47 protein-coding genes are annotated in these 26,679 nt (G+C 50.5%); 21 read left to right on the forward strand and 26 right to left on the reverse strand.

Going from position 1 to position 26,679, the window contains the following annotated elements; genetic code table 11:
* Nucleotides 1-5 precede the first annotated feature (5 nt).
* From KHA73_RS04745 to KHA73_RS04855, 24 genes are all read right to left on the reverse strand, one after another.
* Complete coding sequence (locus tag KHA73_RS04745) at nt 6-380, reverse strand: hypothetical protein (RefSeq protein ID WP_234589448.1); 375 nt, start codon at nt 378-380, stop codon at nt 6-8.
* A 1-nt stretch (nt 381) separates the two neighbouring features.
* Nucleotides 382-591, reverse strand: coding sequence for a ParE family toxin-like protein (locus KHA73_RS24710; protein ID WP_072265302.1), 210 nt, complete (start codon nt 589-591; stop codon nt 382-384).
* Nucleotides 592-604: 13 nt separating this feature from the next.
* Nucleotides 605-823, reverse strand: a complete 219-nt coding sequence (locus tag KHA73_RS04750) for a hypothetical protein (RefSeq protein ID WP_234589449.1) — start codon at nt 821-823, stop codon at nt 605-607.
* Complete coding sequence (locus KHA73_RS04755) at nt 801-1,544, reverse strand: hypothetical protein (protein ID WP_234589450.1); 744 nt, start codon at nt 1,542-1,544, stop codon at nt 801-803. The genes KHA73_RS04750 and KHA73_RS04755 overlap by 23 nt, the downstream gene beginning before the upstream one ends.
* Nucleotides 1,545-1,656: 112 nt before the next feature.
* Complete coding sequence (locus KHA73_RS04760; protein ID WP_234589451.1) at nt 1,657-2,016, reverse strand: hypothetical protein; 360 nt, start codon at nt 2,014-2,016, stop codon at nt 1,657-1,659.
* Between the two features lie 9 nt (nt 2,017-2,025).
* Entirely contained in the window at nt 2,026-2,286 is a 261-nt protein-coding gene (locus KHA73_RS04765; protein WP_234589453.1) for a hypothetical protein, read from the reverse strand.
* A 1-nt stretch (nt 2,287) separates the two neighbouring features.
* On the reverse strand, nt 2,288-2,704 hold the full coding sequence (locus KHA73_RS04770; RefSeq protein ID WP_234589454.1) for a hypothetical protein: 417 nt from the start codon (nt 2,702-2,704) through the stop codon (nt 2,288-2,290).
* Between the two features lie 6 nt (nt 2,705-2,710).
* Complete coding sequence (locus KHA73_RS04775; protein WP_234589456.1) at nt 2,711-2,884, reverse strand: hypothetical protein; 174 nt, start codon at nt 2,882-2,884, stop codon at nt 2,711-2,713.
* The gene (locus tag KHA73_RS04780) at nt 2,881-3,072 is read right to left on the reverse strand and encodes a hypothetical protein (RefSeq protein WP_234589457.1); all 192 of its coding nucleotides are present in this window, start codon (nt 3,070-3,072) and stop codon (nt 2,881-2,883) included. The genes KHA73_RS04775 and KHA73_RS04780 overlap by 4 nt, the downstream gene beginning before the upstream one ends.
* A gap of 11 nt (nt 3,073-3,083) precedes the next feature.
* Complete coding sequence (locus KHA73_RS04785) at nt 3,084-3,278, reverse strand: hypothetical protein (protein WP_234589459.1); 195 nt, start codon at nt 3,276-3,278, stop codon at nt 3,084-3,086.
* Nucleotides 3,275-4,186, reverse strand: coding sequence for a phosphoadenosine phosphosulfate reductase domain-containing protein (locus tag KHA73_RS04790; protein WP_234589460.1), 912 nt, complete (start codon nt 4,184-4,186; stop codon nt 3,275-3,277). The genes KHA73_RS04785 and KHA73_RS04790 overlap by 4 nt, the downstream gene beginning before the upstream one ends.
* Complete coding sequence (locus KHA73_RS04795) at nt 4,173-4,367, reverse strand: hypothetical protein (protein WP_234589461.1); 195 nt, start codon at nt 4,365-4,367, stop codon at nt 4,173-4,175. Before KHA73_RS04795 ends, KHA73_RS04790 begins: the two co-directional genes overlap by 14 nt.
* Entirely contained in the window at nt 4,364-5,197 is an 834-nt protein-coding gene (locus KHA73_RS04800) for an LbetaH domain-containing protein (RefSeq protein ID WP_234589462.1), read from the reverse strand. Before KHA73_RS04800 ends, KHA73_RS04795 begins: the two co-directional genes overlap by 4 nt.
* Before the next feature lie 11 nt (nt 5,198-5,208).
* The gene (locus KHA73_RS04805) at nt 5,209-5,631 is read right to left on the reverse strand and encodes a hypothetical protein (protein ID WP_234589463.1); all 423 of its coding nucleotides are present in this window, start codon (nt 5,629-5,631) and stop codon (nt 5,209-5,211) included.
* Entirely contained in the window at nt 5,628-5,807 is a 180-nt protein-coding gene (locus KHA73_RS04810) for a hypothetical protein (protein ID WP_234589464.1), read from the reverse strand. The genes KHA73_RS04805 and KHA73_RS04810 overlap by 4 nt, the downstream gene beginning before the upstream one ends.
* A gap of 8 nt (nt 5,808-5,815) precedes the next feature.
* Nucleotides 5,816-6,148: a hypothetical protein gene (locus KHA73_RS04815; protein ID WP_234589465.1), complete on the reverse strand. Its 333-nt coding sequence runs from the start codon at nt 6,146-6,148 to the stop codon at nt 5,816-5,818.
* Between the two features lie 27 nt (nt 6,149-6,175).
* Nucleotides 6,176-6,625 (reverse strand): single-stranded DNA-binding protein, encoded by a 450-nt coding sequence (ssb, locus tag KHA73_RS04820; RefSeq protein WP_234589466.1) that lies wholly within the window; start codon nt 6,623-6,625, stop codon nt 6,176-6,178.
* Nucleotides 6,622-7,482: an ATP-binding protein gene (locus KHA73_RS04825; RefSeq protein WP_234589467.1), complete on the reverse strand. Its 861-nt coding sequence runs from the start codon at nt 7,480-7,482 to the stop codon at nt 6,622-6,624. The genes ssb and KHA73_RS04825 overlap by 4 nt, the downstream gene beginning before the upstream one ends.
* A gap of 9 nt (nt 7,483-7,491) precedes the next feature.
* Entirely contained in the window at nt 7,492-7,659 is a 168-nt protein-coding gene (locus tag KHA73_RS04830; protein ID WP_234589468.1) for a hypothetical protein, read from the reverse strand.
* On the reverse strand, nt 7,656-7,856 hold the full coding sequence (locus KHA73_RS04835) for a hypothetical protein (protein WP_234589469.1): 201 nt from the start codon (nt 7,854-7,856) through the stop codon (nt 7,656-7,658). The genes KHA73_RS04830 and KHA73_RS04835 overlap by 4 nt, the downstream gene beginning before the upstream one ends.
* Nucleotides 7,857-8,470: 614 nt before the next feature.
* Complete coding sequence (locus tag KHA73_RS04840) at nt 8,471-8,851, reverse strand: hypothetical protein (protein ID WP_234589471.1); 381 nt, start codon at nt 8,849-8,851, stop codon at nt 8,471-8,473.
* Between the two features lie 118 nt (nt 8,852-8,969).
* Entirely contained in the window at nt 8,970-9,698 is a 729-nt protein-coding gene (locus tag KHA73_RS04845) for a pentapeptide repeat-containing protein (RefSeq protein ID WP_234589473.1), read from the reverse strand.
* The gene (locus KHA73_RS04850; protein WP_234589474.1) at nt 9,695-10,189 is read right to left on the reverse strand and encodes an HNH endonuclease; all 495 of its coding nucleotides are present in this window, start codon (nt 10,187-10,189) and stop codon (nt 9,695-9,697) included. Before KHA73_RS04850 ends, KHA73_RS04845 begins: the two co-directional genes overlap by 4 nt.
* 106 nt (nt 10,190-10,295) lie before the next feature.
* Nucleotides 10,296-10,787, reverse strand: coding sequence for a hypothetical protein (locus KHA73_RS04855; protein ID WP_234589475.1), 492 nt, complete (start codon nt 10,785-10,787; stop codon nt 10,296-10,298).
* 696 nt (nt 10,788-11,483) lie between these two features.
* Between KHA73_RS04855 and KHA73_RS04860 the strand changes: the two genes are divergently transcribed.
* On the forward strand, nt 11,484-11,693 hold the full coding sequence (locus tag KHA73_RS04860) for a hypothetical protein (protein ID WP_234589476.1): 210 nt from the start codon (nt 11,484-11,486) through the stop codon (nt 11,691-11,693).
* Nucleotides 11,694-11,843: 150 nt separating this feature from the next.
* Here the strand turns inward: KHA73_RS04860 and KHA73_RS04865 are convergent, their stop codons facing one another.
* Together KHA73_RS04865 and KHA73_RS04870 are read right to left on the reverse strand one after the other, a co-directional pair.
* Nucleotides 11,844-12,869: a hypothetical protein gene (locus tag KHA73_RS04865; protein WP_234589477.1), complete on the reverse strand. Its 1,026-nt coding sequence runs from the start codon at nt 12,867-12,869 to the stop codon at nt 11,844-11,846.
* Between the two features lie 60 nt (nt 12,870-12,929).
* Nucleotides 12,930-13,691, reverse strand: a complete 762-nt coding sequence (locus KHA73_RS04870; protein ID WP_234589478.1) for a LexA family protein — start codon at nt 13,689-13,691, stop codon at nt 12,930-12,932.
* A gap of 41 nt (nt 13,692-13,732) precedes the next feature.
* Here KHA73_RS04870 and KHA73_RS04875 point away from each other — a divergent pair, with 41 nt between their 5' ends.
* The 20 genes from KHA73_RS04875 to KHA73_RS04970 all read left to right on the forward strand — a co-directional run bounded on the left by KHA73_RS04875 (nt 13,733) and on the right by KHA73_RS04970 (nt 26,649).
* A complete protein-coding gene (locus tag KHA73_RS04875) occupies nt 13,733-13,966 on the forward strand; it encodes a transcriptional regulator (protein WP_234589479.1) in 234 nt (77 codons plus the stop codon).
* A gap of 113 nt (nt 13,967-14,079) precedes the next feature.
* Nucleotides 14,080-14,385, forward strand: a complete 306-nt coding sequence (locus tag KHA73_RS04880; protein WP_234589480.1) for a CII family transcriptional regulator — start codon at nt 14,080-14,082, stop codon at nt 14,383-14,385.
* An 11-nt stretch (nt 14,386-14,396) separates the two neighbouring features.
* On the forward strand, nt 14,397-15,053 hold the full coding sequence (locus KHA73_RS04885) for a hypothetical protein (protein ID WP_234589481.1): 657 nt from the start codon (nt 14,397-14,399) through the stop codon (nt 15,051-15,053).
* 56 nt (nt 15,054-15,109) lie between these two features.
* Entirely contained in the window at nt 15,110-16,048 is a 939-nt protein-coding gene (locus tag KHA73_RS04890) for a replication protein (protein WP_234589482.1), read from the forward strand.
* Complete coding sequence (locus tag KHA73_RS04895; protein WP_234589483.1) at nt 16,045-16,746, forward strand: replication protein P; 702 nt, start codon at nt 16,045-16,047, stop codon at nt 16,744-16,746. Before KHA73_RS04890 ends, KHA73_RS04895 begins: the two co-directional genes overlap by 4 nt.
* 268 nt (nt 16,747-17,014) lie before the next feature.
* The gene (locus KHA73_RS04900) at nt 17,015-17,239 is read left to right on the forward strand and encodes a hypothetical protein (protein WP_234589484.1); all 225 of its coding nucleotides are present in this window, start codon (nt 17,015-17,017) and stop codon (nt 17,237-17,239) included.
* Nucleotides 17,236-17,541 (forward strand): hypothetical protein, encoded by a 306-nt coding sequence (locus KHA73_RS04905; protein WP_234589486.1) that lies wholly within the window; start codon nt 17,236-17,238, stop codon nt 17,539-17,541. The genes KHA73_RS04900 and KHA73_RS04905 overlap by 4 nt, the downstream gene beginning before the upstream one ends.
* A 335-nt stretch (nt 17,542-17,876) precedes the next feature.
* Entirely contained in the window at nt 17,877-18,344 is a 468-nt protein-coding gene (locus KHA73_RS04910) for a recombination protein NinB (RefSeq protein WP_234589488.1), read from the forward strand.
* Complete coding sequence (locus KHA73_RS04915) at nt 18,344-18,520, forward strand: NinE family protein (protein WP_234589490.1); 177 nt, start codon at nt 18,344-18,346, stop codon at nt 18,518-18,520. The genes KHA73_RS04910 and KHA73_RS04915 overlap by 1 nt, the downstream gene beginning before the upstream one ends.
* The gene (locus tag KHA73_RS04920; RefSeq protein WP_234589492.1) at nt 18,517-18,831 is read left to right on the forward strand and encodes a phage protein NinX family protein; all 315 of its coding nucleotides are present in this window, start codon (nt 18,517-18,519) and stop codon (nt 18,829-18,831) included. Before KHA73_RS04915 ends, KHA73_RS04920 begins: the two co-directional genes overlap by 4 nt.
* 263 nt (nt 18,832-19,094) lie before the next feature.
* Nucleotides 19,095-19,679, forward strand: a complete 585-nt coding sequence (locus KHA73_RS04925; protein ID WP_234589494.1) for a recombination protein NinG — start codon at nt 19,095-19,097, stop codon at nt 19,677-19,679.
* A gap of 187 nt (nt 19,680-19,866) precedes the next feature.
* Nucleotides 19,867-20,388 carry an antiterminator Q family protein gene (locus KHA73_RS04930; protein ID WP_234589495.1) on the forward strand — a complete coding sequence of 174 codons (522 nt, stop codon included), beginning with the start codon at nt 19,867-19,869 and terminating at the stop codon, nt 20,386-20,388.
* A gap of 220 nt (nt 20,389-20,608) precedes the next feature.
* Nucleotides 20,609-20,917 carry a phage holin family protein gene (locus tag KHA73_RS04935; RefSeq protein WP_234591188.1) on the forward strand — a complete coding sequence of 103 codons (309 nt, stop codon included), beginning with the start codon at nt 20,609-20,611 and terminating at the stop codon, nt 20,915-20,917.
* Nucleotides 20,904-21,338: a lysozyme gene (locus KHA73_RS04940; RefSeq protein WP_234589496.1), complete on the forward strand. Its 435-nt coding sequence runs from the start codon at nt 20,904-20,906 to the stop codon at nt 21,336-21,338. The genes KHA73_RS04935 and KHA73_RS04940 overlap by 14 nt, the downstream gene beginning before the upstream one ends.
* On the forward strand, nt 21,335-21,802 hold the full coding sequence (locus KHA73_RS04945) for a lysis protein (RefSeq protein WP_234589497.1): 468 nt from the start codon (nt 21,335-21,337) through the stop codon (nt 21,800-21,802). The genes KHA73_RS04940 and KHA73_RS04945 overlap by 4 nt, the downstream gene beginning before the upstream one ends.
* 134 nt (nt 21,803-21,936) lie before the next feature.
* Nucleotides 21,937-22,161, forward strand: a complete 225-nt coding sequence (locus KHA73_RS04950; RefSeq protein ID WP_234589498.1) for a hypothetical protein — start codon at nt 21,937-21,939, stop codon at nt 22,159-22,161.
* A 10-nt stretch (nt 22,162-22,171) separates the two neighbouring features.
* Nucleotides 22,172-22,774, forward strand: coding sequence for a hypothetical protein (locus KHA73_RS04955; RefSeq protein ID WP_234589499.1), 603 nt, complete (start codon nt 22,172-22,174; stop codon nt 22,772-22,774).
* The gene (locus KHA73_RS04960) at nt 22,774-24,246 is read left to right on the forward strand and encodes a terminase (RefSeq protein ID WP_234589500.1); all 1,473 of its coding nucleotides are present in this window, start codon (nt 22,774-22,776) and stop codon (nt 24,244-24,246) included. The genes KHA73_RS04955 and KHA73_RS04960 overlap by 1 nt, the downstream gene beginning before the upstream one ends.
* A gap of 11 nt (nt 24,247-24,257) precedes the next feature.
* Nucleotides 24,258-25,715: a DUF1073 domain-containing protein gene (locus KHA73_RS04965; protein ID WP_234589501.1), complete on the forward strand. Its 1,458-nt coding sequence runs from the start codon at nt 24,258-24,260 to the stop codon at nt 25,713-25,715.
* On the forward strand, nt 25,666-26,649 hold the full coding sequence (locus tag KHA73_RS04970; RefSeq protein WP_234589502.1) for a phage minor head protein: 984 nt from the start codon (nt 25,666-25,668) through the stop codon (nt 26,647-26,649). The genes KHA73_RS04965 and KHA73_RS04970 overlap by 50 nt, the downstream gene beginning before the upstream one ends.
* Nucleotides 26,650-26,679 lie beyond the last annotated feature (30 nt).

Here is a 26,679-nt window from a genome sequence, read left to right on the forward strand (position 1 = left end):
TTCCGTTAGTAGGCGCGCTGGTGGGTTACGGTGGCTAAAAGCTGGTTAAACTGCTGAACAAGTAAAATCATCCGGCCAACTTCGGGAGGCTCACTACGGATATAGCTATCGGTATATTTTCCCGATGAATATGGCGACTTAACTCGGGCATAGTTGTTGTAAATTGGGGAAACAGAGATGATTTTGTAGGCTATCTTGTTGCCTTCTACGATTTTGCTCTTTGCTGTAATGAGGGTAGAGTTTTGAATGGCTCCGCGCAGGGATTTAATATGATTTTCAGTGAGCCCTGGGAACTTGGTTTTAATCCGTTTGAAATGTCCAGCGGCTGTATACCAGCCCTCGTCCTCAATGAGGAATAACAGCATTTCATAATTCGTCATATCAGATCCTTATCTGGTTGTTGTAGCGCTCGTGGGACATAACCTCCCATGAGTTGCCGTTGTCTTTTGACAGCAATCGCCAGCAGCGGGCCACAGGCAGCGTTAAATGCTTGTGTTGGTATGTCCGGTTGGGTTTCTTTTTGCCCTCCCTGTAGGCGCATAGAACCCCCTCAGCTTTGATGCTGATTCGTTGCGGAATTCGTGGTTTCATTTTTACCGGTGGGTTATTTGGTGATTGGCGCCCAGCATGCGGATCTGATGCCAGGGCGGCGGACTTTCTCAACGGCGTTTTCTTTTTCCAGCTTAATCAAGCGCTGGCGGATGGCTTTACCGGTCATACCGTTGTAGCCGGCACAGCGGAGAAGACTTGCGACAGAATCCGGCGCTGAACCGGCAATGCTGAGACGCGAGATGATTTCGTTATCGTCGGGTATCGTGATCATTCCCACCCTCCGGCGCTGCTGCCATGACCTCGCCGCAGTGTACGCCGCAGTGATCAAAATGCTGATGGGTTGTGTGTCCGCAGGCGGCGCACTTAACCCAGGCGTGATCGGCGGGTTTGTTCTGCTCCGGCGCTGCTGCCAGCATTACACGGTACGCGGTGCGTATGGATAAAGCTCCCGATGCTAACGCTGCATTTATCATTTCTGCTGTCGGCTCAACTGGAACCAGCTTCCAGCCTTCAGGCAACGTGTAACCGCTACTTACAGGTTGAGCCAGCATTGCGGCGCGGCAGGAGTTAAAGCCTTTCACCCACTGCACATAATTGCTCTTCTTGACTTTGTACTTGCTCATCGCGATGCCGCCGGTCATTTCCTCCGGCACTGCTGGCGCTGGCGGGGCGGTGAACAGCTTTACGTTCACATAACCATGCTTAGTGATTGCGTCGCTGCAATCGCTCTGTGGTGTTGCCTTTAACCAGCTACCAAACTCATCCCGCTCAGCATGATAAAGCCCATAACCTGCAAACTTACCCGTTAGCACAGGCATCGCCTCCCGGTTAGCCAGCAGTAGCCACATTTCAACTTCTTGGGCATTGGCAGTAACACATACACCGGTATTCCATTCCTTAACCCAAACCCCTGCGCGCTGCTCAATGAAGAAATCCAGTCCCAGCGATTCTGCGCGCACTCTTAGCTGCTCTGTCGTTAGTGTCTGTGTCATGGCTCATTGCCCCCTGAGCATGGTGATAATTGCATCCAGCGCCGCTTCCCTTTCGCGTTGGCGCTGTGCGCGCTTCCGGTCGCGCGCGTCTGCCCGGCGCTGCTCATCTGATTTAGTCGTCATGGCCATCCCCGCCAAAGTCCGCGCGCTTAAGCATCTCAGCGCGATAGTCTTCAAGGATGTCATATTCCGGCACTGCTGGCGCTGGCGGCGTGGCATAGAGCGGGACATAAACGTCAGCATCATCGGCCGCATTCGGTTGCTGCTCCAATGTCATGCATACACCTGAGAATTTGTTCATGTAGGCCACCGGCTGCGCCTCTCGGTTAGTCGCCAATTCCTCAAATGCGGCGGCGTCGCTCATTAGCCTGTTGGCCTTGCCTGCGTGGCCTATGTCCCGCCATTGCCCAGCTTTAGCTCGTAAATGTGCCGCGCGCGCTCTCAACTGCTCAGTCGTTAGTGTCTGTGTCATGCATCCCCCTTAACCTGCTGTTGAGTGAACTTGGTTAGGAAAATCGAGCTTGTAGCCAGCAAAATCAGCACCGACTTTTGACGCCGCCATGCAAAATTCACCGCCGTTTTCTTCCTGTTCGTCTTCAATTTCCTGCAAACGTGAAGCATCGATAACCCCGAGGTACGGATCGCCAATGGTGTAGAACCCCAGGCGTTTCGACGGGCAGCGATTCAGCACCTCCTGCAACTCGTCCAGCCATTTCTTTTCTGCTTTGGTTAGCTTTGCCATCCTACTCATCCCCCTCTACGGTGAAAGTAACGCCAGCATCACTTAGCGCGCTCAATACCGCACGATAGCCTATGGACTCGTAGCCATAATCGTTGACGTCAGGCTCGGGCAACCGCACCGGCGTAGCCAGCTTCTGCTCTGCTACCTCAGCTCGCTCGGTCAGATTCATTGCTTTGGCGCACATCACATCAACTCTGGCGTTTGCCGCATCAATTTCACTATCCTTCGCTTCCAGCTCTGCCAGCAGGGCGGATACGTACTCTTGCGAGTAGACCCCTTCTTGAGATTCTGGAATACCCACAGTTGATTTCCACACTGTCATTTGCCCGTGGATCATTCGCCCAGACTTCATCAGGTCGATGTCAGATTTAAAAGAAACACCGATCGGCTTGCTCAGTTCGCTCAGCTTTTTGTCCATGTGAAATTACCCCTTTTGAACGCATGCAGTTTTGAAGTAATATTTGACGTCAGCAAGTCGTCCGACTTCATTGGCAGCCATGACGCATGCCCCTTGAGAGTTAAATTCTTGAAATCCAACCGCAGGCGACGTTCCGTTATATCCACCCATCGCCACGACAATCAAAATCCAAGTGCTCATAATGCTTTCTCCTGGGCTTCATTCCATTCAACAAGTCCGACTTCATGGCCGCAGTGGTCGCACTGAAAACCATCACTATTGCCGCTCATGTCTGAATCAGACTCGTGCAGCGTCATTGTTTTGAAGTGACACTTTGGCCAATTCGGATCGATGTGAGGGGATGCTTCGTTGCTCTTGCGCTTAGCCATGCTGGGTCTCCTCAAGAATCGCCATAGCGAATATTTTTCTGGTCGTGGTGGACTTCGGTTACCAACTGCTTGAAAACCTCTTCTGCTTCTTTCTTTTCAAGGCCGAATTGACGCACCATAAACTCAATAATTTCTGGATGGCTTTTCTTGAAAATTATTTGGTGCTTGATGATTTTTAAATCGTCACTGCATAGTTTTTCGTTCATGCCACATCCTCTTTTTCAAATTCGTTTTCATCAGCGTTCTGAAACGGCTCACACGATGAAGTGCAGCCGTCGCCGTCGTCAGGGTTGGTTTTAGTCAGATAGATAAGCCGTTGCCGGTCTTCAAGCTGTGCATCGGCCATAAGCTGATCGGTATCGCGCTTACGCCGCCACCATGTGTGTCCGCTGACGGCCTTCACCATGCCGAACTTCTGCTCCATCTCCCGATTCCATGCGAACCACTCCGGATGTTCATGGGCGATCAGGTACAGCTTTGCATCGCTCTTCTTGAAGCAAGTAAGGCAGTTTCCATGGTGGGGTGGGATGTTCAGCTTGAACGGCATGGCGTCCCAGAAGTCGTTCACGTCCTGCTTGTCGAATCCGCCCCAGTGGCAGAGCGGATAAACAAGGTTGTAGCGTTTCGTTGATGCCTTATCCATATCGGCCCGCTGAGGCTCATCAGCACGCATACCGATCGCCGTCTTTGCAGACCAGCCGCGGCGAGCCAGGCCAACTTCACGCATCCATGACCTGATCGTCTGGGTTTTCAGATAATCGCTGCACTTCTGCCGAGACACATTGGGGATACCTTCGACGCTGATCAACTGCTCGAATGGTTCGCCGTTCCGCGCTGCGGTTTCGAATGTCACGGTATTATGCCTAACGCCTTTGCCGTGCTCACTAGTAACCACAGCTTCCAGCCAACGTAGATTAAGCTTGAAATGCCTATCGCAAGCATCAACAAAAGAAAGAGTCTCGTCATGTTCGCGTCCTGTATTGGCAAAGACAAAATGGAATTCATAGTCATCGGCATAGTTCTGCAGCAGGAAGTCGCACATGAACGCCGACGACTGGCCGCCGGAGAAGCTGACGACCATCGGCTCTTTTGGCTTCAGTTCATTTGCTGGCATCACGCACCTCCACCCTGTCCATGAATACCGCGCGCGATGGCGACCAGTCGCAATATGTGTCAGTTTCAACGTGGCCGAAAATTGCCTTGCACCGGCGAATATGCGCACAGTCTCCGCACGTCTTGCCAGAAGGGAGTTTCATCTTGTTCGGATCGGTTGGGTCAAAGTTGAGCTCTTTCATTTGGCCTCCGTCTCTACATCCGCCAATCGCATTTTAATGACGGGAATCAGAGCACGATAAATTTGACCATCAACGCTATCGCTATGACGCTCATTAACCGCAGATTCAAATTCATCGATCGTGCCGGAGAAACAACCGCGGCAAACCACAATGGAGTTGTCGCGCTGTCTGAATGCGGTAAGCATTCCGTTTTCAGAGCCGATTGGGCCGATAGTAATAAAGTGCGCATCGCCGGACACCCACGCATCGCCGGACACCCACGCATTGCCGTACACCCGCGCATTGCCGGACACCCGCGCATCGCCGTACACCCACGCATCGCCGGACACCCACGCATTGCCGGACACCCGCGCATTGCCGTACACCCACGCATCGCCGGACACCCACGCATTGCCGGACACCCACGCATTGCCGTACACCCGCGCATTGCCGGACACCCGCGCACCGCCGTACACCCACGCATTGCCGGACACCCGCGCATTGCCGTACACCCGCGCATCGCCGTACACCCGCGCATTGCCGGACACCCGCGCATCGCCGTACACCCACGCATTGCCGGACACCCGCGCATTGCCGTACACCCACGCATCGCCGGACACCCACGCATTGCCGGACACCCGCGCATTGCCGTACACCCGCGCATCGCCGTACACCCGCGCATTGCCGGACACCCACGCATTGCCGGACTGATCCAGAGACTCCTCCTTTTCTATCCAGCCGCCCAAATCACCTTTCTCTACATCACCAAAAGAAATGAGAGCGCGAATGCGGAATAATTTTTTACCGAAAAACTCTTTTGTCATTTCGGCTACAAGTTCAAATTTTTTCATTTTATTTTCCATTATTTGGCCTCACGCAGCTCAGTGGTGATATAGCAGCGAGCCATCATCTCTGCTGCGCTCATGCAGCTTTTAGTCCGACTGTCTGATGTGTCGATGGCGCGTTGATGCATCACATCAGCGAAACGCTCAATTGTCCGTAACTCTATAGCGGCAAGTGCTGCGGAGGTGGCTGGGGTTTCGAGTTCACGAACGGCCTCATTGACCAGTGCTGATATCGGGTTAGGGTACGTGTTGCGGTTACCAGTGGATTCCATTAGCCCGCGATGCAGCGCCGGGCTGTGATATCCGGCGGAGAACACGTCATTGCAGGTTTCCAGTGCATTCTTTGCAAGAGTCTCGCGCGACAGCTTCAACGCCGCATTCTCGACAGTCAGCGCATCGCGCTCAGCCTTCAGGGCTTCATAGGTCAATACTTCTGTCATAGGTCATCCTTAGCCCGCACCACAGCATCAACTGGCAGGCATTCGTAAGAAGAGGGGAGTTTTTGCGCGGCGATGTCAGCAGTGCAGTTCTGGTAATCCGGGTAGATGTAGCCAGCAGATTGATAGCTGCAGATATCCGCGCCGGTAGTGCAGATGAGAAGAAATAGTCCGAACATGATGCTTCCTATTCAGTTTCGCTAAAGCGCCATTTCTGATGCCTTTCAAGCGACATGCCGAGCGCCTTGGCCTTCTGGTCAGCTTTCCAAAAATCAGGGATTCTCTGGCCGTCTGGGAACTCCCAGCAGCTTCCGACGATGCGAACTACCGATATGGTTTTGGTGTTTTTATCCATCTTCGTTTTCTCACTGGCAGGTCGAAGTTCAGGCAATAAAAAAGCCGCGTTTTTAGCGGCTGTCCTGGTCATCATCTTGTTGGAGCGTTCGTGAGTTTCTCCGCGCTTTAGGCTGTCAAAAGCCGCAAGGCATCCCGCGACTATTTCCGCGTATTGTTCTTTCATGAGTGGTTACCTGCGGCTTTGAGTTACCTAGAAGGGAATATCGTCGTCGAATTCCATAGAGTGTTCGCTATCCTGCTTATGCTGTTGTGTCTGGCTATTTTGTTGCTTTGGTTGGCTATCTCGTTCGCGCTTTCCTCCTATCATTTGCATCGTGCCTCCAACGCCAACCAGAACCTCTGTAGAGTACCTCTCGACTCCTGACTGATCTGTCCATTTGCGAGTGCGCAACTTTCCTTCCAAATAAACCTCAGAGCCTTTCCGCAGGTACTCGCCGGCAATCTCTGCCAGCTTCCCACTCAGTACGATACGATGCCATTCTGTATGCTCTTTCTGCTCTCCTGTTTGCTTATCTCGCCATTGCTCTGATGTGGCAACTGTAAGGTTGGCAAACGCAGCGCCAGAAGGCGCATAGCGCACTTCCGGATCCTGACCTAATCGACCTACGATGATTGCCTTATTAACGCCTTTGCTGCTCATGCTGTTTGCTCCAGTTCTGCTTTTCTTAATTGGTAAACGTGTTTCGCTTTATCGTGCTCCGGGTGGCCCAGGAGGCGTCGATCTGCGCTTTTCCAGTATCTCTCCAGCGCGCCAAGGTCGGCTTCAGCTATTGCTGAAGTAAAGCCGTTCAAAATCTCTTCGCTAGGGTTAATTCCGGATTCCAGCCAGTCGAGAAGCATTTTTCCGGTCGATTCGCTGATAACCAGCGGGTCTGAATTGGAGAACAGCTTTGTACGGTCTTTACTTGCGATCGCATGATGCGTTTCATGGGCAATATCCAGCACGGTGGTGAACTCATATTCAACGCCGTCACGCTGCTCAGACTTCATGCCAAGTTTCGCGACCTTCTTACGGCCGTTCTCTTCTACCTGTGCCGTTTCAGTCTTACTGCGCATGGTTGCAATGATGTGCATAGGCGAACGTAAAATTGCGTCGAGGAACAAGCGGTGGCGAGGGTTGATTTCACTCCATGCAGACCAGCTGTTGCCGCGGTATTTTGCCTTTGCGATGGTATCGACCAGTTCCAGGCACCCGCCGACACCGCCCCATTCGTGGGTGATACTATCGATGATCAACGTCTCATACCCGGCATCCTCGGCTGCCTGGATAGCCTCAATGAAGCGCTCAGGTGAAAAGGGTGGCTCCAGCTCCAAAACGTCAAACTCTGCGATGTCAGAATAGAGCGAGGCGCTACCCTTTTCGGTATCAATAACAGCTATCTTGCCGCCGATCCCCTTTGCAATTAGGAGAGCGCTGTATGTTTTTCCTGAACCGCTCGGCCCGGTAAGTGCCAGCCGTAGCTTGGCTTTCTTTCTCATGGCTTTTTCAAATTTCATAATTGCCTCTTAGCTAAAGTTTCCTGCAAATTCATCCCAAGTAACGGATGGGCTTTGACGATCCGAACCGTTCCAGCGAGTGTCTGTCTGCGCCTGTGATTCGGTAAGCTGCCTCTCCAGTTCTGACGTCATGTGAGAGATAAATTTCTCATCGCTCTCAAGTACTACGCTGCTCATGCGACCGCCTTATTTTCTGTTACCGTATATCCATTCTCTGCAAGCCACTCGAACACAGCTTTGATATCGAGCTGAGGCATGATCTTCTTCTCATCGACATGCCCGAACAAAGCGACGCCGTCCGCCTCAATGCGAACCTCACCCTGTCGCTGGCCAGCTTTGGCGTGATACTCGGTGCATACGAACGTCATTTTCATTTCATCCCCCGATAGAAAAGGTGGTTAGAAACCTGGAACAGGTCTTTGTCGCCTAGCCTCACTGACTCGCGGGCTAGCAGGCTGATAACATGCTGCAGCTGTGTCATGCGAATGCCTCCCGATTTGGCTTTGCGCCAGCGATTAAATATTGATGGATGCGGTCGAGCAGTGTTTTTGCGACGCCAATAGCGCCGCCGATAGCTTTTGCCATTGGCGTTTTCCTGTTGATTGATAGGTATTCATTGCTGAACCAACTCGTAAATTGGCTTAGCGATGGGAATAAAAAAGCCGCACTTAGGCGGCTGATATAAACTTGACGTCCGCAGGAAGAAACTCCCTGATGGTTCCATCTTCTAGCTCGACAATGGCTACGGAGTAATTCCCCGGACCATTATCAAATTCCTCATAGCAACAGCCCCACTGATGGAAAATTCCTGAAAAAACCTCCTTTGTTTCTTTTCTGGTTCCATTTTCGTATGAGTACTTAGTGGGCGTGCATTCAACTTTTCGCATAGATACTCCGGTTAAAAAAATGGCCGCACAATGGCGGCCTAAAGGGTGTCGAGGCTTCTCTAAACATCATCAAGCTCACTGTGTAATGAGCTTTGTGATGGTCAGTTACCTAACGCTTTTTTGATTGCTTTCTCTGCCATTACATGAACCCTGTCGTATTCCTTCACGCTTTCAGGCGAGAGGAAACCGCCTTCAGGCTTTGTTGTATCCCACAACCTTCCATAGAGGCGGCTGAACTCATGAAGAGCCTCAAGAAGCTCTGGCGCAGCAGCTATCAGCTTGGCATTGGCAATTCTTACGTCATAGCCAAGTTCAGTGTAATCTCCTGCCCATTTAGTCAATCCAACTGCACAGTCACAGATTTGCCAACCATCGGTTTCGTCTGCGAATGCCCCATCACCGCTATCCCCGCCAAGCTGGCTAAATACATCGGTTGAGTTCATTACCTCCCAAGGCCCCGGAGTTCCTTTAAATCCTTCCATCACATAACCCTCATAAATCCAATAACCCCGCCACACCAGAAGAGGGCGCATGAAACCAACATACAAAACCAAATCTTTCCTCTGAAGCTCATGATCGCCTCCAAAAATAAAGGCCGCGTTATGCAGCCTCTTCGGTTTCGGGCTCGTTAACCCATTCGGGGTGCTCACCAGCGCCAAGATAAAAATCGATAATTTTCAGCAGGCGCGGATAGAATTTCAGCGCCTTCTTGCCGTCCATTTCTGCGATTTCTCGTTTGGTGAATTTGCGCCATTGTTCAACGGTGTGGTTTTGGCAGCCTGCGCGAACATATTCGCCGTTCGAAATCTGCAGATAGTAGGGCTCACCCATGATTACGAATGTGTGATCAGGAAGGTTGGCATCGCACAGGTTGGCATCGCGCAGGTTGGCACCGCGCAGGTCGGCACCGCACAGGTTGGCATCGCGCAGGTTGGCACCGCGCAGGTTGGCATCGCGCAGGTCGGCATCGCACAGGTTGGCACCGCGCAGGTTGGCATCGCACAGGTCGGCATCGCACAGGTTGGCACCGCGCAGGTTGGCATCGCACAGGTTGGCATCGCGCAGGTCGGCATCGCACAGGTTGGCACCGCGCAGGTTGGCATCGCACAGGTTGGCATCGCGCAGGTTGGCACCGCGCAGGTCGGCACCGCACAGGTTGGCATCGCGCAGGTTGGCATCGCACAGGTTGGCACCGCGCAGGTTGGCACCGCGCAGGTTGGCACCGCGCAGGTTGGCACCGCGCAGGTTGGCTCTTGATCCGCTTTCGCGTAACGACGTTACCCAGACCTTGTGAAGTGACAATATTTCTTTCAACTCAGTTGTGTTCATATACACCCCGTATTTTTAAATTCACCATGTAAAATTTCTGAATATTTTGAGTGCGCTTCAATTGCCGCTATCTTTTCCTCAAACAAGCCAATGGTCTTCCTTACACCGTTAGCGCATATATCAACTCGCCACTTCTTAGCCCTCTTGCTCCAGCTAACTCCTTTAAATCCAGATGTGTTATTTTTGGGTTTTTTCCTATTCATCTGATTTTGCGAATGAGTGGCTATTCTTAAGTTACTTATTCTATTGTCATGCTTAACTCCATTAATGTGGTCAATTTCAACCCCATCTACGGAACCATTCACATATATCCATGCGAGACGATGTGCGTAATATCTCTTCCCACTGATAACCATCGAGTGGTAACCAGACCGGCCAACACTTCCTGCGATATCCCCAGAAACTCCGGTAGGACTAACAGTCTTGACCCATCTGAAGTCTCCAGATAGTTCGTCGTACTCAAGAATCTTGCGTAAATCAGTGGCGTTCATATTGACCTCAATAAAAAAGCCGCCGAAGCAGCTTGATGAAAAAGAAAAGCCTCCGAAGGGGCTTTGTGTTTGCGCTTTCCCCAGACATAACATCCGTGTTAATCGACTATGTGCACTTGATTTGATCTTTTGAAATCTGGTTTAGCTTGTTAAAAACATCTCGGAAAATTGGATATTCTTCTTTAGGTACCTTGCTCAAATATCGGTGAGCAATAAGTCCTGTCTTTTCATCCAGAACTATTCGACCACTAGTGACGCCGGTTACGAAGAAGAAGCGCGGAAACTTTCTCCACTGTGTTATCAGTCCGTCGCTTATTGCCGACTGGATGTAGTCAGGCAGACTCACAGATTCAACTAGCGTGATTTTTAATTCTTCGCGCTCTATAGCCTCTTTGGTCCTTTTGATGCTGCTGTCCAGCGCTCGAAGAGAATCGCTTTGCTTATCCCACTTATCGAGAGTGGCGCGGCCGTTGCGCTTATCATTAAGGGGCTGTCCGTTGGCCTGAGCTACGGTATCGAAATGATGCTGTAGCTTTTCATTAAACAGAGCCTCTTTCTTGGATAACGACACCCTAAGTATTTCAAGTCGGCGACTCATCACTCACCCCTTCATAACGTGATATGGATTCGTGTAATTCTCACTTCGGTTTCCTGCAGCGAACATCGCCACCTCTGGCAGGCACATCGCGCCACCTTCTGATGTTTCGCGAACCGGGCGAGGACAAGCTTTGTAGTCAATCAGCGATAATGCCTTGGCTACTTTTGAGCTGCCTACAAGGGCTGTAGCGATGCTCTTACTCAGCCTAATATCCTTGTTTGCCTCTGCACGTTCAGCAGCCCTACGGAGCGTTCTGCGCAGCTTGCAGCGTTCTCTTGCGTTCATGGTTAATCTCCAGTGGATTGGCTTTGGTGGTAAGCACAGCGGGGTGACTAATTCCCGTCGCTACTTTGCAAAGTGCCACCTGTCACAGGCATCTTCTGCACTTACCCCAAAGCCAACTTCACTTTGGGTACACCTTTCGGCATACAATCTGATTGTTAAAGAAGCAGCCTGACTTCATGTCTGGCGCGGCTGGTAGTTCCGTCTGCCGCATCGTGTTTCGTTTCGATGGGGTGACTTTATCTAAATGATAAATTAATGGCAATAGCAAAATGATAAATAATCGAGGGGTCGTATTTATCATTTTGAACTTATTGATAATTTATTTTCACTTTCCCCACCCAAAACCCATCGCACCTAGCCAAAAGCAGGTATTCGGGCGTAAAGTTGGATGAAATTCAAACGGAGGTTGATATGGAAAAGACAGATGAGTTTTTCGAACAGGCGCACCCGCACGTAGTTTCGGTACTGGGAACAGCGCTCATGCAGTTGTTGGTCGAGGAAAGGGAGTTATCGAGAGAGGCGTTAGTAGAGATGATTCAGGTGCTGTATCAGGATGATGATTTTGACTTAGCGGCTGAGTTGGCTATCGATGTGCTGAGGTTGCCGAAAGAGGGTGGTTAACGATGTCACCAATGGTTAACGGTTTTCCAGAAGTGATGCCGTTAACCAGGTGCGGTGTCTATCAAGCCTATAGATAGACATAGTGTCGATGGTGTCGGTCATGGTGACCGGTAGACACAAAAAACCCGGCTCGGTGGCCGGGTTTGTGGGTTAATCCTTTGATATTGTCGAGGCATTACCTTTCTCTATGACGCCAGCGCGAATTGTATAACTTCCCAATATCCTCACGGATTTGTTTTCTTTCATGGCATCGAACAACAACGAAATTTCATCTTTGTCATCGATAAACGATGTGTCGACGGAGACAGGGAAGCTTTCATCACTTGATGGCTCTCGACAGCTAAGAGTTAATTTTTCTGATGTCCTCTTGATGCTATCAATAACTACTTCGAGATTCCGTTCTTCCTTCTTTGCTTTTTCGATGGGGTTTTTAATAAGTTCATGGACATCCTTTTGAGAAAGGTTAACCTTGGTCGCGCCTTCAATTTCGATTCTATCAGCATCACTAGCTGATTTTAGCACGCCAGTATAGGCTTTGGTCACATGCTCTTGAATGCCCTCAGCTCTCTCAATGGTATCTACGCCAGCATTTTCGCGCATGGACTGAAGCATGCCGTCTTTAAGGATGGTTAGTCTCTCATTCTCAGATTTAATCTTGGCTTCTTGTTGTTTTGTCTCTTCTTTTTTTACAGCGATTTCAGTCTCTGAGTTTAGATATGACGTGCCAGCCCATGCTCCGCCAAATAGAGCTATGGCAAAGAGAAAGCATGTTGTCTTCTGGGTTGGGCTCATCCCTTGCGTCACCTTGTCAAATGCATTGCCACAAGCCTTGGCTAGATCAGTAAGCGCAGTTATAATTTCTGTGCATCCTGGGTTTATGGAGAAGATTATTTCAGCATCTTCTCTATCGTCACTGCCTAGTCTCTGAAGGTTGTCAGTTTTATACCTGATTAGAGTATAGACTTTATACATCTCTGTTTGAAACTCGCAAAGCCCTTGTGCGAGCGATGCTGGCAGCGTCCCATTATAACGTGCGGGATCACCAAAAATCTTGATTTTTACAGAGTCAAATAACTCGACCTTTAGCTGCTCAATCAATATTTCCTCGCCTGATTGCAGGCGGTTAAATACGTTTTCAAGCGAGTCTATGCTGTTTATTGGTATGATATTATTCACTTATAATCCTTTTCCTAGCCTCACCACCCCACCTACCCGAACACCTTTTCAGGCCACTAGCTATGGCAGGCGCTCCCACTTGATATCAACAACCACGCCGATGATCTTGCAGTCATCATTGATGATAGTTGGCGGATGGTGTGGGTTTAGGGCCCTCAGATATCTGCGCCCAGCGTCAACCATGTACTGCTTAAAGGTTGCTTCGTTGTCATTGGTAAGCTTTGCCACCACTAGATTCCCGCTGGCATATTCTTTTGCAGGGTCAACCAGGATAATCATGCCCTCTGGAACGGTAAACCCTGATGGTGCTGTCATCGAATCACCCTTAACACGCAGCCAGAAAGAGTCAGGGCTGGCGTCAACTGTTGTTTCCGGCCAGGAATCTATCTCATCCTTGCGGTAAGGCTCTATCGCCTCCAACCAGCATCCAGCGCTTACCCAACTAATCAGCGGGAACTCTCTCGATGGTTTCGATTTACCTACATAGCTGACATTTGACTCAATTGCTGAATTTTCTGTCTTTAATGTATCCATCCACCCAGTAGGCAGCTTAAGAGCAACCTCGATTTTTCTCGCTAAATTCCCACCAATATTTCGGAATGAATTTTCCCCCGATAACTGGCTCAACTGCGCAGGCGCTAACCCGCATAGCTCCGCAAACTCAGCGCGTGTCGATCCTGGGTTCTTTTCCAAGTGGTCTTTCATTAAGGCTGCAAGGTTTGCTCGCCGAATGTCTTTAGTTTCCATACTTCGATTTTCACACCATTTAGCAGTGCGATAAATATGCAAATTGATAAATATAAGTTGCAGTAAATTTATCATAACGATAAACTTGCCTCAGATATAACCATGAGGACAAGACCATGAGTAATGATTTACTCCGGTGGAGAAAGGAGGCTAGTTCTGACGAATGGTCAAGGCTGGCAACCATTGCAGGAACCTCAGTTGGTTACCTAGATCAAATTGCTTACGGCTTTCGCCGTGCCTCACCAGGAAAAGCAAAGCAGATTGAGGCAGCAACTGAGAAGTTTGAATCCATAACTCCAGTAACGAAAGAAAACTTGGTATTTGCAGTCGTTCGCGCTTCAGCTGCATAGAACCGCCGCTCTTTAACATCGATACCGGCTGCAGCAATGTGGCCACCAATATCAAGTGGCAATCCCCACGGATGCCGCACGTAACTATTTAACCAACATGGACATTCTACGAAATGGACTTAGCAAACTACAGCAAACCAACAGAACAAGAGATTAACCGGGCCGAGACTGACTTACTTCTGACGCTATCACTGGTCAGCAATAGGGAGTTCGCTCGCATGGCTGGATGCCATGAATCGAAGATTAGCCGCACTGACTGGCGCTATATCGCAACCATTCTCTGTGTAGCCAAGAAGTCACTGGAGTTTAGTCCTCTGGGGATGATGGTGCAGGAGGTGGTAAATGCGGTGAACGCCAAAAAGAAGAAAACCCCGGTGGCAGCCGAGGTTTCTGAACAACAAATCACTATCAATTTCTGAGGTAATTATACATGCAAAAATCATCGGCAGCAAAAAACAAAAAGGTCGTGTGCTGGGTCATTCAGGAGGAGGACGAAGGCGGTTGCGAGATCGTTTTCCATCACCACGGACTTGCAGCACGTCGCATTGGCATTAACGCGCATGGTGGTTGTGATAGTGACACCTATGGATACACGATTCGCCGCGCCCCTGAGTTTGATTGCTTTGTTGAGAAGGGTTTTGTTCCTATCAAGGCGCAGCTTGAGGCGGGGTGGTGGGTTCATACCAGTGGCGAAGGAACGCGCATTTGCCACGACGACGTTGATGATGATGAAAGTGAGCTCATCCTCGATGCCTTGGTTTTCACGCAGGACGAGAAGGGGGTTTACCTCAATATCGATGAATGCCATCAGCATGCCCTAGATATCAACGCCAGAGACGATAAATACAGGGTATTCAAAAAGCAGATAACCGAGGCTTGGCCTGAGCTTGAATTTACCAAGTGGCAAGGTGGTTATCCGTGGATAACGTTCAGCGTGAGCTTTATGTTTCCCGGCGCTCAGTATGGCGGCTCAATCCATTGGGATTCTGATAAGCCAGAAGAGCCAACGAATATGTTTATGTCCAATGGCGACAAGGACGCATGGGTGACTTTCTACAAGCAAATTCGCCCGGAGGCTGCCGCCTGATGAGCACAGCAAAATTCTATGACCTAAGCGCGGAACGTGAGCGCAGGAGCAACAGGATGGAGAACCAGAAGCTTGGTTATGTCCCGTTGTACCGAAGCATCAAGAAGAAACCATGGGCGAAGGATGTTTATCTCCGAACCCTTTGGGAAAACCTGCTACTGGAAGCGCAACGGCAGCCACGTACAGTGAATTTCAAAGGCAACCAATGGAATCTTCAAGCCGGTCAACTGGTCGTGACAGCGGCTGATTTGGGGCTTTCTCTGTGCGATAGAGATGGCAAGCCAACGAGCCGTGATGCGGTGGGCAGGATGCTCTCATTTTTTGCAAAAGAAGGGATGATTTCTATCGATGGCGAGAAGAGGAAAGGGACGGTGATCACCATCCTGAATTACTCCGAATATGCCGAAAAAATAGACAATTTACCCGCACATAAGTCCGCACAAATCCCCGCACATAGCGAAGCCAGTAATGGCGCGGGTTCAAATGGTGGTGCCGCACATAAGTCCGCACAAATCCCCGCACATCATGAACAAGAAGGTAATAACAAGAATATTAAAAGACTATCGTCCGAGAATTCTGGCGAATCCTCAAACGCCCGCTTGGAAAAATTTCTATCAGCCCATCCGGATGCGTTTGTCTACTCACCCACTGGTGCTAAGTGGGGAACCGAAGACGACGAGAAAGCTTGCCGTTGGATGTACAGCCAAATCCTCACAGTCAATGCCGCAGCCAAGGAGCCAACTTGGGCAGACTGGGCAAACGCAGTTAGGCTGATGAGACAGCAAGACGATCTCACCCACAAAGAAATTTGTGAAGTTTTCCGCTGGGCTAACCGAGATGTTTTCTGGTGCTCAAACATCCTTTCCCCTGCAAAGCTCCGAGAAAAATGGGGAACCCTGTCAGCCCAGAAGGGGCAGCCTAACCGAAAACAACGTCCGGATGCAGAACCTGTGCCGCACTGGAACAGCCGCGAGTCGTGGGAGGAGTTCATATGACCAAGAAGCTGATGACCGCCATCGCCAGCCGAGACGGGGCGACACTGGCAAAACTCTACGGTAGTTCCCCTGCACCCGTGCAGAGTATCGTAAACCCGGAAGCAGAAAAGCTCGTAGACGCGCTATTCAGGCAGCTTAAGCAGGTATTCCCTGCGGCCAGCCAGACCAACCTGAGAAGCGAAGCGGACGAGTCAGCAGCGAAGAAGCAGTGGATCGCCGCATTCGCCGAGAATGGAATCCGCAGCCGTGAACAACTGTCCGCTGGTATGCAACATGCCCGCGCCAGTGAATCACCGTTCTGGCCTTCGCCGGGTCAATTCATCGCGTGGTGCAAGCAGGGAGTTATCAGAGCATCAGGGCTACCAGACGACAGTGAGCTGTACGAAATGGTGATGGTTTACAGCGCTAAACGCGGCCTGTATGACACGCCAGAAGCTTACCCGTGGAAGAGTAACGCCTGCTACTGGATGGTGACGAAGCTCTACAGCGAAATGCGCGGACTCAACCTGGCAGAGGCAGAACTGCGCAAACGTTGCAGCAAAGAGCTGTCCGCAATGTCGAAGCGCATCGAAGCTGACGAGCCAATCCCGGCACCGGTAGTGCAAATCCCCAAACTGCATACGCCGGTAAGCCAAGAGAAAGCCTTGGACAAAATCGCAGAGATTCGCGCCAAGCTAAATCTGCCACGAAGGGGATAACGGTAATGCCAAGAAAAAACTGGAAGCAATGGGAGCTCGACTACCTCAATGACTCCCTGGATTCGAAACCTCGCCCGGAAATCGAGCGAAAGTTAGGACGCAGCTGGAGAGCAATTTGCCAGCAGGCACGCAACCTCAACCTCGATCACAAAATACCACGCCGTCAGCACATGAGCATTTTCGATCACTGCCGGTGCAACAGCCGGGTTTATAAGCTCGATCTGCTGCTGAGAACTGTAGCTGACCTGCTACGCAAAGGAGATAACCAGTGCTAGGCCAGTACATCAAGCATCAAATCCGCCAGAAAGAACAGCAAGAATCCGACCACCGCTTTAACACCCTATGCAAGCTACCAGCCAACACCTTCGCAGCCATTTACGATGACTGTGCACCAGTTTGGGCCGGATGTCGCTATAACGATGAGTATTACAGCGAGTGGGAAATTTACGCAGCATCACTGAAGCGCGATGAAGGATACGAGGATTTTCTATGAGCAAAGAGCACACCGAATTACCGAAGCACATAGCATTCGCACTGCTGGCCGATCAGCGATTTTCACAGTGCTTGGATGAGAGCCTTAAAACTGAGGAACTTGTCGAACAGTTTGAGCGGTTGTATGGCGTTGCTCGCCCACGGAGAGCTACCAACCACATGGTGGCGATGGTCGATAAAGTTACCGGCTATACCGATGACCAGTATCGCAAGTTCTTTTCCGTCTTCATCCCGTTCGTCTACGACTGTGTTTACACCCGCATTTGCGAGAACCCGATTTTACCCGAGGTTAACCATGGATAAGCTACGCCATATTGCAAACACGATTTTCGGCATGTACCAATTTCCATTTTGCCCAATGTGGGATGAAGTGCTGAACAAAATTATGGACGATTGCGAAGTAACAGAGTTTTGTGAACACACAATTACCTTCGGCACTAACCGCGTCCAGGTTTGCGTTTGGTGCTCGAACAAGTGGTATGCGTTCGGACATGTATATCGAGTTAATGATGAATGGGTTGGCAGTGAGAACGATAGACGCCCACGGTTCACAACAATGCAAAGGCTTCATCGCATTCATTCAAGGTTGTGGAGAGAAAAACTAAAATCCGAATATAGCAGCATAATGGAGAAGGTAAGTGACTAAACAGGTCTTCTACCTAAGAAGCCCACAGATACGCCAGAACCTGATAGAGCATATCAAAAACCTACCGCTAGACCAGTCCAAGCCAATCGAAGTCGAAGTATCCACACCTAAACGAACACTTTCACAGAACCGCAAGATGTGGCCGCTGCTGCATGACCTTGCGCTGCAAGTCGTTTGGTATGGCGAACGATACGACGAAGATGACTGGAAGGACATGATCACCGCCCTTGTAGCCAAGACCCAGAAACAGGAACAGAGAACCGCACCAGGTATTGGCGGTGGCGTTGTGATGTTCGGTCAGCGTACTAGCAAGATGCGTGTAGGGCAGATGGTTGATGTCATCGAGGCAATCTACTGGTTCGGCACTGAACAGGGCGTGAAGTTCAGCGATGAGTCCCGCGAGCGCATAGAGTGGGCGCAGCGCTGGGGCGAGGCAAACAAACAGAAACAGGTGGCCTAATGACTCGAAGGCGTAAATCAGTCTGGGACAGACTAGAAGAAAAGCTGATATTCAAACCAACAACCCGCACTCCCCGCAAGAAGCAATTACTACCAACCGAAATAATCACATTTAATTATACCGCGACGCTGATAGACAGCATGTGGCTGCGTCGTCGCGCCCGGAGGAAGCCATGACCGATTACAGCGAAATTAATGACCACGTAATTAACTGCAAAGTCGCAAAAATAACAGGCGATTCAGCGCCAGTGGTAGAAGATTGTGGGATAAGTCGTCGGGTTCCTGATTATTGCAATGACCCTTCCTATGCGTGGCCGATTATCGAACAAAATTATATCAGCCTAACTTTTGACGGGATTTCATGGGATGCATCATCCGCGCTGAGTGAAATCACCTATAACGCTTGGAAAACCCACCCATACCAGCCTCTCAGGCTAGCGATGGTCGTCTTCCTCATGATGAAGGAGTCCGAACAATGCTCATCCTAACCATATTGGCCTGCACCTACTGCTTTGTGGCTGGTCAGTGCTACGAATTTTACAGCAAAGGGTACCCACCGGTACCGGCCACAAAAAACCTGTTACTCAGTTTGGCGTGGCCCGGCAATGTCGTCACGTTTCTGGTGATGAGGTGCGGGCGATGATCTGCGCCGATTGCGGAAAGGAACTGCAGGACACGGAAGTTTATGTGTGTGATTCCTGCGACCAGGAGCAACGGAAATTCATCGACTCAGTGATGGGAGAGGATAACGATGGCTAAAGGCATCAAACTGCCTAAGCCGAAGAAATGCCGAATGTGTCCCATCAAGTTTACCCCTCGTAACTCCCTCCAAATCGTCTGTAGTCCAGCATGTGCAATCCAACACGCCAAGAAGAAATCAGAGCGCAAGCAAAAGCAATCTGAGGCATCTGCACGTCGTGAGTGGAACAAGCGCAAGGCTGACGTGAAGCCATTGAAACACTGGGAAGATTTAACTCAGCGCGTGGTTAACGACTACATCACAAAGGGTCGGGACGTTAACGAACCGTGCATCAGTTGCGGAACGTGGGAGACGGTGCAATGGGAAGCAGGGCATTTCAGGTCAAGAGGCGCGGCATCTCACCTTCGGTACAACGAAGACAATATTCACAAGCAGTGTCATCGGTGTAATGACGAGCTATCAAGCAACGCTGTTCAGTACCGCATCCACCTTGTGCTGAAAATCGGACTTGATCGCGTCTTGGCGCTTGAAAACGACAACAACCCTCACCGATACACCCGCGAAGAGCTAGAGGCGATTAGATCGCGTTACAGAGCGAAATTGCGGGAACTGAAAAAACTCCAGGAGGCAGCCTGATGTTCACAAGCATACCTGCAGCAATCGAAGAGGCGAGATTTCTCCGCGCACTCACCGGCAGATGTCATGGAGTGGTTCAACGCCCGGGCGGGAACATGGTCGTCAGGGTAATCGACCGGCGAGGAATGCATACGTTGTTCACCACAAAACAAGACCGGCACGGAACGGTTAAGACGGAGGGCATATCGTGAACATCAGCAAATTTGAGCTGGATGATGATCAGCACCAGTGGGTAAACGGCTGGCTTGAGTTGTGGGGTGCATGGGTTTACTCCGGCCGACTCGAGCGACGCATGAGCAACATGATCGCCAAGTTCATGGAAAGCGTAGAGCCAAGCAAGAATCCAAGCAGGCCAATGTGCAATGACGATGATGGAATGTTGATTTCTCAGGTCGTAGATTCCGTTATGTACATTGACCAAAAAGCCTATGGCATTTTACTCAGCTACTACGCGCATGGTTCTTCTAAACGAGCCATTGCATCTTACTATCACGCGACTGCAAAGCCCCGCAAGTTCGTCAGCGGCAGGAAAGGAGATGGTTGGCGACGGCCATCTATGGGAACTTGCAGAAACGAGGTAGAACAGATACTCAATGCAAGCCTGTTCATGTTGTATCAACCGCTACAAAATGCATTCATCAGCCGCAAACGCGTCGATAAAATTACGCATGTTGGAGATAAGTGGCTTGACAAAGCTTTAGCCATTTAGCCATAATATCCGTATATGGTGTGACAAGTGTGTCCATAGCTTGCAACCTCCCAAACTTTAAGGCTGCCTCAGGGCGGCCTTTTTTCATTTCAGCCCCAGCCAACAGCGACACACTCCATGGCATCCTATTAGTAGCTGATCGTCTACGGCTGTGGGCTGAACCTATTCGACTACATCACAGCCAACATAAACGTTGGAGGTGAAATCTATGGCCAAGAATATGCAAGACAAAGAAAGCGTTGCTGGCATTAGTTGGCTCTTGCTGCTGGTTCTCGCGTGCTGGGGTGGAATCGTTCGTTACCTCATTGACGTGAAACAAAACAGGGCATCCTGGAGTTGGGTTAATGCCATTGCTCAAATTGCTGTGTCTGGATTTACAGGCGTAATTAGCGGCCTAATCAGTATTGAGAGTGGGCTTAGTATTTACATGACGCTGGCTGCAGCCGGAATTAGCGGGGCGATGGGTTCTGTTGCCTTAACATATTTCTGGGAGCGTCTTACGGGGATAAAGACAGATGCAAATCAGTAATAGAGGCATCGACTTCCTGAAGCGCCAAGAGGGTGAAAAGCTCTCAGCATACAAAGACACGCGCGGCATCCCCACGATCGGCGTCGGTCACACTGGGCTGGTAGATGGCAAGCCGGTTGCAATGGGCATGACCATCTCGAAAGAGAAATCATCCGATCTGCTGCGCCTTGATCTGCAGTGGACAGAGCGAGCTATCAATTCGGCGAATGTCGGGCTGAGCCAGAACCAATACGACGCGTTATGCAGCCTGGTTTTCAACATCGGAGCATCGGCATTCAACGGCTCGACACTGCTACGCAAGCTTAAGGCTGGAGATTATTCTGGTGCTGCAGATCAGTTCCTGGCATGGAAGCGAGCAGGTAACGATCCGGATATTCTTCTTCCTCGCAGGCAGCGGGAACGATCGCTGTTTCTGTCATGAGCAGGCTAACAATAATCGTCACTGGCCTTATCGCTTGCCTGACAGTTTCGCTGGGATGGGTGGTTAATCATTACCGAGATAATGCCACCGAATACAAGCGTCAGCGCGATGAGAAAACTAATGAGCTGAATCAGGCGAACGCCACCATCACTGATATGGAAACCAGGCAGCGCGATGTTGCCACACTGGATGCCAAATACTCGCAGGAGTTAGCGGATGCAAAAGCTAAAAATGATGCTCTGCAGCGCAAGCTTGATAATGGTGGTCGGGTGCTCGTCAAAGGCAAGTGTTCTGTGTCAGCCACAACCGAAGCTGCCAGCTCCTCCGGCATGGGCAATGATGCCTCCATCGAACTCTCTTCAACTGCTGGAAGAAACGTTCTCGGTATCAGAGCCGGTATCGTCAGCGACCAAACAGCACTGAAAGCGCTGCAGGAATATATCAACACGCAGTGTTTGAAATGAATTCCCCCCCCGAAAAGGAATAAGACTGTGTTACCTAGCAGGAGGTGATCACGTCTTGGCAGCCGGAAAGACGGAAGTGGCCTAGCAACTCTGACAAGCGTGGCAACGCTGCGAAACCAATCAAAGAGGTGCCTATGGATGAATACGAAGAAGCATCGATACCTATCGAAAACCATCCGCTGATCGGCACAAAGCTTGGCATCCGCGTAGATAAACTTGACTTGGATTGCACCCTTGAGGTTGAAAGCGTCTGGATAGACGATGAAGGCGACATCTCGGTTTACGGCTTAGTTAGCCCACTGATTGACGGCCTTGACCACCTTGAGGCACCAATAGAATACACAAATACAATTCATTAAGGATAAGGCAATGACCAAACCAGATTGGGAGGCCATCGAATCGGCATACCGAGCTGGCTTGATGTCTCTGCGTGAAATTGCTTCTCAACACAACATTAGTGAAGGGGCAATACGCAAGCGGGCAAAGCGCGATGACTGGTCACGCGACTTGGCTGCAAAGGTAAAAGAGCGTGCTGATGATTTGGTACGCAAAGCAGAGGTACGCAAACAAGTACGCGCAGAGAACAGTTTTAGCGAGCGCGTACTTGTTGAAGCTACTGCTGAGGTCATTGCTACCGTCAGGATGGAGCACAGGGGCGACATTCGCCGGGCACGAGAAATCACCAACTCTTTGTTTGATGAGCTTGGGGCAGAATGTGCAGATGTCGAGTCGCTACGTAAACTGGGTGAGATGATGCTTGACCCTGATGAGAATGGCCGTGATCGCCTTAATGAGGTGTATCAGTCGATCATCAGCATGCCTGAGCGCGTGAAGTCAGTGAAAGCACTTAGCGATGCGCTGAAAAACCTCATCGGCCTTGAGCGGCAGGCCTACGATATTGATGGCCCAGAAGGCGACAACTCTGTTAAGAAGCTTTCTGACCTGATGGACTCACTGTCTCAGGGGGCGTAATGAAACCTGAGCACCTCAAGCTGCTGGCGAATAAAGACTGGCGGCTGAATAACCTCTACTGGATCACCGACAAAGAAGGCAAGCCGATACGATTCAGAATGACACCTGAGCAGCGGGAATATTTCGAAGGCATCCATACTCGCAACATCATCCTCAAGGCGCGCCAGCTCGGTTTCACGACCGAGGTTTGCATCATTCAACTTGATGCAGCGCTATTCGAGTCAGCAAAGTGCGCCCTGATCGCCCACACGCTTAACGACGCCAAGCGATTGTTTCGCGAAAAGGTGAAATACGCCTACGACAACCTGCCTGATGAAATCAAAGCCGCCAACCCAGCGAGCAATGACTCAGCCGGGGAGTTGGTGTTTAAGAAGGGCGGCTCACTGTATGTAAGCACCTCATTCCGTGGCGGTACGCTGCGTTACCTGCACGTTTCAGAGTTCGGAAAGATATGCGCTAAGTATCCAGATAAGGCCCGTGAGATTGTCACAGGCGCGTTTGAGGCCGTATCAACCGGATGCTTTGCCACTATCGAGAGCACTGCTGAAGGTCGCGCCGGTTATTTCTTCGATTACTGCCAGTCGGCAGAGAAAGCACAGTTGCAGGGTAAAAAACTATCAGCACTGGACTGGAAGTTTTTCTTCTTCTCCTGGTGGAAAAATCCGCAGTACGCAATTGACCCTGTAGAGCCAATCCCGCAGCGTCTGGTTGATTACTTCAGCGAGATGGAAGCCAAGCATGGCGTAACTCTCAACGAGCGACAGAAAGCCTGGTACTACGCCAAAGAAAAGACCCTTGGCGATGACATGAAGCGGGAATATCCAACCATCCCCGCCGAAGCATTCCAGCAATCAGTCGAGGGCGCGTATTACGCCAAACAGTTCCGCTGGCTCTACACCAACAAGCGGATCGGTGCGCTACCTGATAACTCACATCTACCGGTTCACACGTTCTGGGATATCGGTGTGGGTGACTCTACGGCCATCTGGTTCGTGCGTGAAGTGGGTGAAGAATTCCACATCATCGACTACTACGAGAACTCTGGCGAGGGCTTGCGGCACTACATGAAAGTGCTTAAAGACCGCGGCTATAAGTACGGCGACCACTGGGGTCCGCACGACATTGAAAACCGGGAGTTTGGTTCTGATGCTAAATCCCGAAAGGAACTGGCGCGCGAAGGCTACGAAATCGACGGTCAGGTTTATTCCATGACATTCAAAGTGGTTCCGAAAACTGGCGTTGATACCGGCATTGAATCCGTGCGTGAAATCCTACCGAAATGTGTCTTTGACGATGAGAAGTGTGCAGAAGGCATCACTCATCTGGAAGGCTACCGTAAGGAATGGGACGACAAGCGCGGCTGCTGGAAAGACAAGCCATTACATGACCACACCTCTCACGGCTCTGATGGTTTCCGCTACTTTGCTGTAGCCAAGAACAACCACAAACAAGTCGGCGCTATACTCTTCTAAGGAGCCACTCAGTGAGTGAACAAAAAGACGAGATTCAGTTCCTCGTAAATACCCTCGCTGAAACAATGGCGGTGGGACGCCAGCGAGCTTTGTATGCTGGTCAATTCAACGGGAACACTAAGCGAACCAAGCTTTGGGATGAATTCGGGTACCCGGACGCCGTAAGCTTTGACATGCTTTATCGTGCATACCGGCGTAACTCTGCTGCATATGCTGGCATCCACAAGACGCTGGATTCCTGCTGGGTAGATAAGCCAGTGATTATTGATGGCCCAGTTGCGGATAAATCCAAGAAAGAAACCGAATGGGAAAAAACAGTTACCAAGTTGTTGAAGAAGCACTGGGCAAAAATCAAAGATGCTGACCGACGCAACATGGTTGGGCATTACTCGGCGATCATCCTGCAGATAAAAGACAATCGGGCATGGTCTGAGCCTGTAGATACAGAACTTGTAGGTAAACTTGGCGAGGCAGCTCTTGTGAAGCTCATTCCCGCATGGGAATCACAAATTAAGCCTGGCAACTACGATATTGACACCCTCTCAGATACGTATGGTCAACCAGTAAATTACACGTTCAATGAGCAGCCTGTTGGCGATGATGGCACTTATGGAAATGTCCGTAGCGTCACTGTACACCCGAGTCGCGTGATAATCATCGCAGAGGGCTCTGAAGACGAAAACATGTTATCTGGCATCCCGCTTAACGAGGCCGGATACAACGACCTTCTCGACATTGAAAAGGCCAAGGGTGGGAGCGCTGAAGGTTTCCTGAAGAACGCAAGTCGTCAACTTGGCATCCAATTCGATGGTCAAACAGATATGCAAACCATCGCTCAGCAGGCGAAGGATGCAGGTTATAAAGACCTCGGCGAAGCGATGAATGACAAAATCAGCAAGCTTAACCGAGGTACTGACTCTGCGCTGGTAACACAATCAGGCACGACATCGGTTCTATCAGTAGCTGCAGCAGACCCCACACCGACCTGGACGGTATCAGCAAATAGCTACGCATCGACCATCCGCTGCCCGTTCAACATCCTATTTGGCAAGCAAACAGGTAATCTGGCATCCACAGAAGACAAAAAGGCATGGGCGGCCACTTGCAACGAGCGTCGTGGGAGCTTTATGTCGTGGATCATCACGACCGTCATTGAACGTTGGTGTGATATCGGCGTCATCCCTCAGCCGAATAACGGGGAAATCACTGTTGATTGGTCTGATTTACTTGCGCCAGGCGACAGCGAAAAACTCGACAACATGGGCAAGATGGCCGACGTGGCTTACAAAACCCAACAGGCGTTTGGAACATCAGCCGTAGAAATTAACGAGGTCAGGGCAGCTGGTGAGCTTGAACCAATCAAGGAGCCAGCCAAGCCTAACCCAGATGAGAAACTCACCGATAAGGACCCGCTGACAGATGATAACGACAGCGAAACCCCGAATCGGGACGCCAATAGTACCCCGTAACAAAGCCGACCCTACTCAGTCATACCGCCAAGTCAACAAGATGTTCAGGGATATCGAATCCAGATACCTTGGCATCAAGACTGCGCTTAGGTCGCTATTAGATCAGCGGCTAGTAGGGCGAGAAATCGCAAGCAATGCACAAGCAGCCCATGCCATGCACGATGGGATACTTTATCAGGTCAATGCCGGGGCGTTCATCTATGACATGACAGCGCAACAGTTGGCTGACTTGCTGGAGCATGTGCAGGTGATTTTAGATGACTACCTGCTTGAAGGTATTGGCCAGGACATATGGGCGCTAACGTACATCGCTGAGGAATATCAACGAGGCACGTTAAACGCCTACACCAACCTTTCTGCTCAATCGCCGATATATGAGTCGCAAACCACGCTTGTGCAGCTTCTATCATCCCCTGCCTATCAGAACCAAATAGGTGCGGCATACGTATCAGCTTATAGCGACTGGAAGGGTATTAGCGATAAAGCCAGGACAGACCTTGCCAATGTTATTGCGGATGCCATCGGTCGGGGAATAAGCCCGAGAGAAACGGCAAGAATCGTCAGCAAACGCCTTGATGTCAGCATGACGCAAGCCAAGGTCATCGCTCAAACAGAGCAAGTGGGCGCACTGAGGCAAGCACAGTGGCAAGAAACAGACTGGGCAAGGGATAGGCTTGGCCTAAACACGAAAGTGCTATGGCTGTCCGCTCTCAAGCCAACAACACGAGCATGGCATGCCGCACGACATGGCAGGACGTATACCACTGAAGAGGTTAAGGCGTTCTATGCCGAGAATGGCAACCGCTATAACTGCTACTGCGCAAACATCCCTGTGCTTGTCGATGATGACGGCAAGGTGGTCAACGAAGGGATGGTGTCGCGGCTAATTGAAGAGAAAAAGCAGTGGCAAGATGAATATCAGAAGGCTGCCTGATGGCGGCCTTTTTTATTGCCTGAAATCCAC

The sequence above is a fragment of the Serratia entomophila genome, from assembly GCF_021462285.1.
Classification (GTDB): Bacteria; Pseudomonadota; Gammaproteobacteria; order Enterobacterales; family Enterobacteriaceae; genus Serratia; species Serratia entomophila.